The following is a 5,993-nucleotide window of genomic DNA, read 5'->3' on the forward strand; positions in this document are numbered from 1 at the left end:
GCGCTCTATCGTTTCCTGCGGGCATTTCGGCTGGGCGATGACGGCCTGTTGCGCGCCGTCATTGCGACAATCGAATCCTATGGTTTTCGCGTTCTCGGCGCCCACGAAATCGTTCCAGACATCCTCGCGCCAGCTCCAGGCACGCTGACGCGCAAGCGCGCCGACCAGGAAAGCGTCGCCAATATGAATGCGGCGCGGCAGGCGGCAATCATGATCGGCTCGCTCGATATCGGCCAAGCGGCAATCGCCATCGGCCGGCGAGTCGTGGCGCTGGAAGGCGTCGAAGGTACCGATGCCATGCTGCAACGTGTGGCGGAGCTGCGGCATGCCAAGCGTATCAATCGCAAGGGTGGTGTTCTCGTCAAATGCGCCAAGCCGCAACAGGAAGTGCGCGCTGACCTGCCGGCCATTGGGGTCAGTACCGTGGAGAATGCTGTCAAGGCGGGGCTCAAGGGCATTGCCATTGAGGCACGCCGCACATTGATCCTCGGCTACGGCGAAACTATTGCCGCTGCCAACAAAGCCGGACTATTCATCGAGACCTTTGAGCAGGAACCCTCCTGATGACTGCCGCGCCGAAACCCTTGCGCCTTGCCATTGTCACGGGGGAAGAGTCCGGGGATTTGCTGGGCGCCGATCTGGTTCAAGCGCTGCGCCGGCAATATGCAGGCGAGGTGACGCTCACCGGTGTCGGCGGGGAGCATCTTGGCGCACTCGGACTCGACAGCTTGTTCGACCAGCATGAAATCGCACTCGTCGGCCTGAGTGCCATTGTTCAAAAACTGCCGCAACTCGTGCACCGGATCTCGCAGCTTTCGAAGGCAATCGTCGCAGCGAAGCCAGATTGTCTGGTGATCATCGACAGTCCGGATTTTACCCATCGCGTCGCGCGCAAGGTGAGGGCGGCTGATCCTTCGATCCCAATCATCAATTACATCAGCCCTTCAGTGTGGGCCTGGCGGCCGGAACGGGCCAAGGCAATGCGCGCCTATATCGATCATGTGCTGGCGATCTTGCCGTTTGAAGTGCAGGCCCTGAAGGATCTGGATGGCCCGCCTGCGACCTATGTCGGGCACAGGCTGGTATCGCATGCGCCGTTGCTGGACGCCGCAAAACAAAACCGCGCGCGCGACACTAGCCTGGGGGACCGGGCTGAGAAGAACCTTGTTGTGCTGCCGGGTTCTCGGCGCTCCGAAATCATCAGTCTTGCAGAACCATTCGGCGAGACCATCGATCTTTTGGCAAACCGTGGCAATCGCATCAACGTCGTTCTGCCGACGCTGCCGAAGGTCGAGCCGCTTGTCCGGCAATTGACTGCAAGCTGGACAGTGAAGCCTCGTATCGTTGTGGGTGAGGCGGAGAGATTGAAAGCATTTGCTGAGGCCGACGCAGCGCTTGCGGCCTCCGGAACCGTTTCGCTGGAACTGGCGCTGGCGCGTATTCCCACAGTCCTTTCCTACAAGCCGGACTGGCTGGCGCGGACATTTATTGCGCCAAGGATCAAGGTATGGAGCGCGGCGCTTCCAAATATCATCGCAGATGAGCCGGTTGTTCCGGAATATTTCAATATTTTTGTCCGACCCGGCCCTATTGCCCGTCAAATCGAGCAATTGCTGGTTCCGGGTCACCGGCGCGCCGCACAGCTTGAAAGTTTCGACAAGGTTGCGAGGCTGATGCAGACCGAGCGTCCCGCAGGGGAGATTGCCGCAGAAAAAGTGCTGGAATTTGCTTCACACAAATGACCAGTAAAAAAGGCGCCGGGTGGGCGCCTTTTTTGACCATATGATGGTGACTATTTGCGATCTTCGACGCTCACATAATCGCGCGGCGTCGCACCTGTGTAAAGCTGGCGCGGGCGGCCAATCTTTTGATGCGGGTCTTCGATCATCTCTTTCCACTGGGCAATCCAGCCGACGGTGCGCGCAACAGCGAACAGCACGGTAAACATGGTGGTGGGGAAGCCAAGCGCCTTCAACGTGATGCCCGAATAGAAGTCGACGTTTGGATAAAGCTTCTTTTCGATGAAGTATTCATCGGTTAGCGCAATACGCTCAAGTTCCATGGCAACGTCGAGCAGCGGGTCGTCCTTGATGCCGAGTTCGGCGAGCACTTCGCGCGTCGTCTGCTGCATGATCTTCGCGCGCGGATCGTAATTCTTGTAGACGCGATGACCAAAGCCCATCAGGCGGAACGGATCGTTCTTGTCCTTGGCGCGATTGATGAACTCGGGAATGCGATCCATGGTGCCGATTTCCCCGAGCATCTGCAGCGCTGCTTCATTGGCACCGCCATGAGCAGGACCCCAGAGGCAGGCAATGCCCGCAGCGATACAAGCGAACGGATTGGCGCCCGACGAACCGGCCAGGCGAACTGTAGACGTCGATGCATTCTGCTCGTGATCGGCGTGCAGGATGAAAATGCGATCCATTGCGCGTGCAAGAACCGGATTTGGCACATAGTCCTCACAGGGAACAGCAAAGCACATGTGAAGGAAGTTCGTCGCGAAATCGAGATTGTTCTTCGGGTAAACGAAAGGCTGACCGATATGATATTTGTAGGCCATCGCAGCGAGGGTCGGGATTTTCGCAATCATGCGGATCGAAGCGACCATGCGCTGATGCGGATCGGAAATGTCCGTCGAGTCGTGATAAAACGCGGACAGGGCGCCGACGCAGCCGACCATGACGGCCATTGGATGCGCATCGCGGCGGAAACCACTGAAAAAACGCGACATCTGCTCGTGCACCATAGTGTGCCGGGTCACGCGGAAGTCAAAGTCTGCCTTCTGGCTCTTCGTCGGCAATTCGCCGTAGAGCAAGAGATAGCAGGCTTCTAGAAAATCGCCGTGTTCGGCCAGTTGTTCGATCGGGTAGCCCCGATGCAGCAAGATGCCTTCATCGCCATCGATATAGGTGATCTGCGACTCGCAAGCAGCAGTGGATGTAAACCCCGGATCATACGTGAAGGCGCCGGTGTTCTTGTATAATGTCCCAATGTCCACGACATCCGGTCCAATGGTCCCCTTTTTGATTGGCAAGGAGAATTCGTGACCATTCAGGTCGATGTTGACGCTGTTTTCAGACATTGCCGTTCCTTTCTTGCTTCGACTTGCGCTGATCCAGCGCAAAAGCATCTGCCTCGAATGAGGCCATAATCTTATCTTGTCAGGCACGACACCGTACTCGAAAGGTACGATGTTGCAATGCAAAAATGCGCTCAAATTTGCGTGCTATTGCCCTTTTGCCTGATCCTCTATGCGGCCAAGGGATTCTTCTCTTCCCAAGACTGCCAATACATCGAAAACACCCGGAGACGTTGCTCTTCCGGTCAAAGCTGCGCGCAAGGGTTGCGCGATTTTACCGAGTTTCAGCCCCGTTTTTTCCGCGTAAGCCCGCACTGCAGCATCCAGCGGTTCGGCGCTCCATTCATCAACCGCGGCAAGGTCCGGAAGTACGCCGGAAAGAATGCTCCGGCCCTCATCGTTAAGCAAGGCGTACGCTTTTTCATCAAGTGCAAGCGGCCGCTTTGCGAAAAGATACTTTGCGCTGTCCGCGAGCTCGACCAATGTCTTCGCGCGCTCCTTCAGGCCCGGCATCGCGGCGAGCAGTTGCTTTCGCGTGTTGTCATCCAAGCGCGACAGCATCTCCGCGCCACCCTCGATCTCCGGTAGGATATCGATCAGGTCTTTGACCAGGTCCGCATCGTCCGAGATGCGCATGTAGTGGCCGTTGATCGCCTCGAGCTTCTGGAAATCGAAGCGCGATGCGCCCCGGTTGATATCCGAGATTTCGAACCATTGGATCATCTGTTCATCGGACATAATCTCATCGTCGCCGTGGCTCCAGCCGAGACGCACGAGATAATTGCGCAGCGCTGCGGGCAGATAGCCCATGGCGCGATAAGCCTCCACCCCAAGCGCACCATGCCGCTTCGACAATTTTGCGCCGTCTGCGCCATGAATAAGCGGTATGTGGCCCATGACCGGCACATCCCAGCCCATCGCATCGTAGATCACCGTCTGTCGCGCCGCATTGGTCAAATGATCGTCGCCACGGATGATATGGGTGACGCCCATGTCATGGTCGTCGACTACAACAGCGTGCATATAGGTCGGATTGCCATCGGAGCGCAGGATGATGAAATCGTCGAGATCCTTGTTGGGGAACCGGACATCGCCCTGAACCTGGTCGCGAACGAGTGTTTCACCTGTCTGAGGTGCCTTGATACGGATGACCGGCTTGATACCTTCGGGTGCTTCCTTGGGATCACGATCCCGCCAGCGGCCGTCATAACGCGGTGGACGGCCTTCGGAGCGAGCTTTCTCACGCATTTCCTCAAGCTCGGCCTGTGAAGCATAGCAATAATAGGCCTTACCTCTGGTGACGAGCTCCTCTGCAACTTCGCGGTGACGCGGCGCGCGCTCATATTGCGACACGGCATCGCCATCCCAATCAAGACCCAGCCATTTTAAACCGTCGAGAATTGCAGTTACGGCTGCTTCCGAAGAACGTTCCCGATCTGTGTCCTCGATACGCAGCAGCATCTTGCCGCCCGTATGCTTGGCATAAAGCCAATTGAACAGGGCAGTGCGGGCGCCGCCGATATGCAAATAACCGGTCGGAGAGGGTGCGAAACGGGTGACAACGGACGATGACATAAGTTCTCCAGCGGGTGCCCGGCGTATTAGCCGAACGTCCAATCGAATTGATCTGGCGTTCATGTAGCATAGCACCGCTGCTGTGCAAGGGCACTGGCAGAACCGGAAAGCAAATGGAAGGTCCTGCTACCAGAACAAAGACCAGCGAACAGCAGTTTTTTCTCCGTCCCGACAGCGGCGGTTATGAAATCGCGACTCAAACGCGGACCATTGATTTAGTCGTTGAAAAGGAAAACTGGCCTGCGAGGCTACGTGGACTTGGCAATTCTGCACGAACGCAACTTCAGTCTGTGCGTCTTGCGATCCCCAAGGCATTCAACTGCGAAGTCGATTGCGGTACGCTGTTTCTGTTCTTACCTGTCTTTGCGGGTATCGGTGCGATTTTCTATTTTAATGCGGCTGTTGAACCGAGACTCAGTGCCATTCTTTCAGGGGTGACCTTTCTCGTCGGTTGCCATGCCTTGGCGCAGGCACGGCCCATGTTGCGGCTTGTTCTTCTATTCGCGATCGCCCTGGTGGCCGGCATGCTTTTTGGCAAAGTCGAAACGATCCGGGCCGGAACCCGAATGCTTGGCTCGGAAGTCACGACGCGGATGACGGGCCGTGTCAAAGCCATGTCGCGAGATGCCAAGGGCGGATGGCGTCTCACCATGGATGTGATTTCGACAGCACGGCCGGCACTAAAATACGGTCCGGACCGCGTTACTGTCTCGGCAAGAACAGTGCCTCGCAACCTGAAGGTCGGCGATGGTCTCAAGGGCCTCGTTCATCTGCGCCCGCAGTCCGGCCCGATGCGGCCGGGCAATTATGATTTCGCCTTCTATAATTACTACAGAGGTGTCGGTGCCAGTGGATTTGTGCTGGGAAAGCTCGAAACAGTGCCTGTGGCTTCGGGCACAGGACCAGTTGCTACGATCTTGCTGGTGATTGCAAATATCAGACAGCAACTCACCCAGCGCATCTTGCATAACATCAGAGGCGAACCGGGTGACATCGCTGCGTCGTTGATCACCGGCCAGCGCGATGGCATCAGCGATGACACCAACAGCGCTTTTCGCTTGAGCGGACTTTCGCATATCCTGTCAATCTCCGGCTTCCACATGGCACTGGTAGCGGCAACGATCATCGGCTCGCTACGCGCGATCATGGCGTTCTTCCCCGGATTTTCTGCGCGGTTTCCCGTGAAGAAACTCTCGGCGGCGATCGCCTTGGTGGGCTCCGCATTCTATTTGCTGCTGTCGGGCTCCGACGTCGCGGCCCAGCGCAGCTTCGTCATGCTCGCTGTAATGCTCCTGGCCGTGACTGTTGACCGGGCGGCGATATCGATGCGCAATCT

Annotated in this window: 5 protein-coding genes; 3 read left to right on the plus strand and 2 right to left on the minus strand. The window is 57.1% G+C overall.

Going from position 1 to position 5,993, the window contains the following annotated elements; translation table 11 throughout:
- Both ACXJ5O_RS16570 and lpxB read left to right on the plus strand, forming a co-directional pair.
- On the plus strand, window positions 1-564 hold a 564-nt coding region (locus tag ACXJ5O_RS16570), incomplete at its 5' end, for an LpxI family protein (RefSeq protein ID WP_457300848.1).
- Window positions 564-1,742, plus strand: a complete 1,179-nt coding sequence (gene lpxB, locus ACXJ5O_RS16575; protein WP_457300849.1) for a lipid-A-disaccharide synthase — start codon at window positions 564-566, stop codon at window positions 1,740-1,742. The genes ACXJ5O_RS16570 and lpxB, both read left to right, overlap by 1 nt.
- Window positions 1,743-1,792: 50 nt before the next feature.
- Here lpxB and gltA read toward each other — a convergent pair whose 3' ends face one another.
- Both gltA and gltX read right to left on the minus strand, forming a co-directional pair.
- On the minus strand, window positions 1,793-3,085 hold the full coding sequence (gltA, locus tag ACXJ5O_RS16580; RefSeq protein ID WP_112529278.1) for a citrate synthase: 1,293 nt from the start codon (window positions 3,083-3,085) through the stop codon (window positions 1,793-1,795).
- Window positions 3,086-3,229: 144 nt separating this feature from the next.
- Entirely contained in the window at window positions 3,230-4,657 is a 1,428-nt protein-coding gene (gene gltX, locus ACXJ5O_RS16585; RefSeq protein WP_457300850.1) for a glutamate--tRNA ligase, read from the minus strand.
- Window positions 4,658-4,770: 113 nt separating this feature from the next.
- On the opposite strand from gltX, the gene ACXJ5O_RS16590 reads away from it, so the two are divergent.
- Window positions 4,771-5,993 (plus strand): ComEC/Rec2 family competence protein (locus tag ACXJ5O_RS16590; protein ID WP_457300851.1); only part of this gene is annotated, 1,223 nt, incomplete at its 3' end.

This window comes from Phyllobacterium sp. P5_D12 (assembly GCF_054049495.1).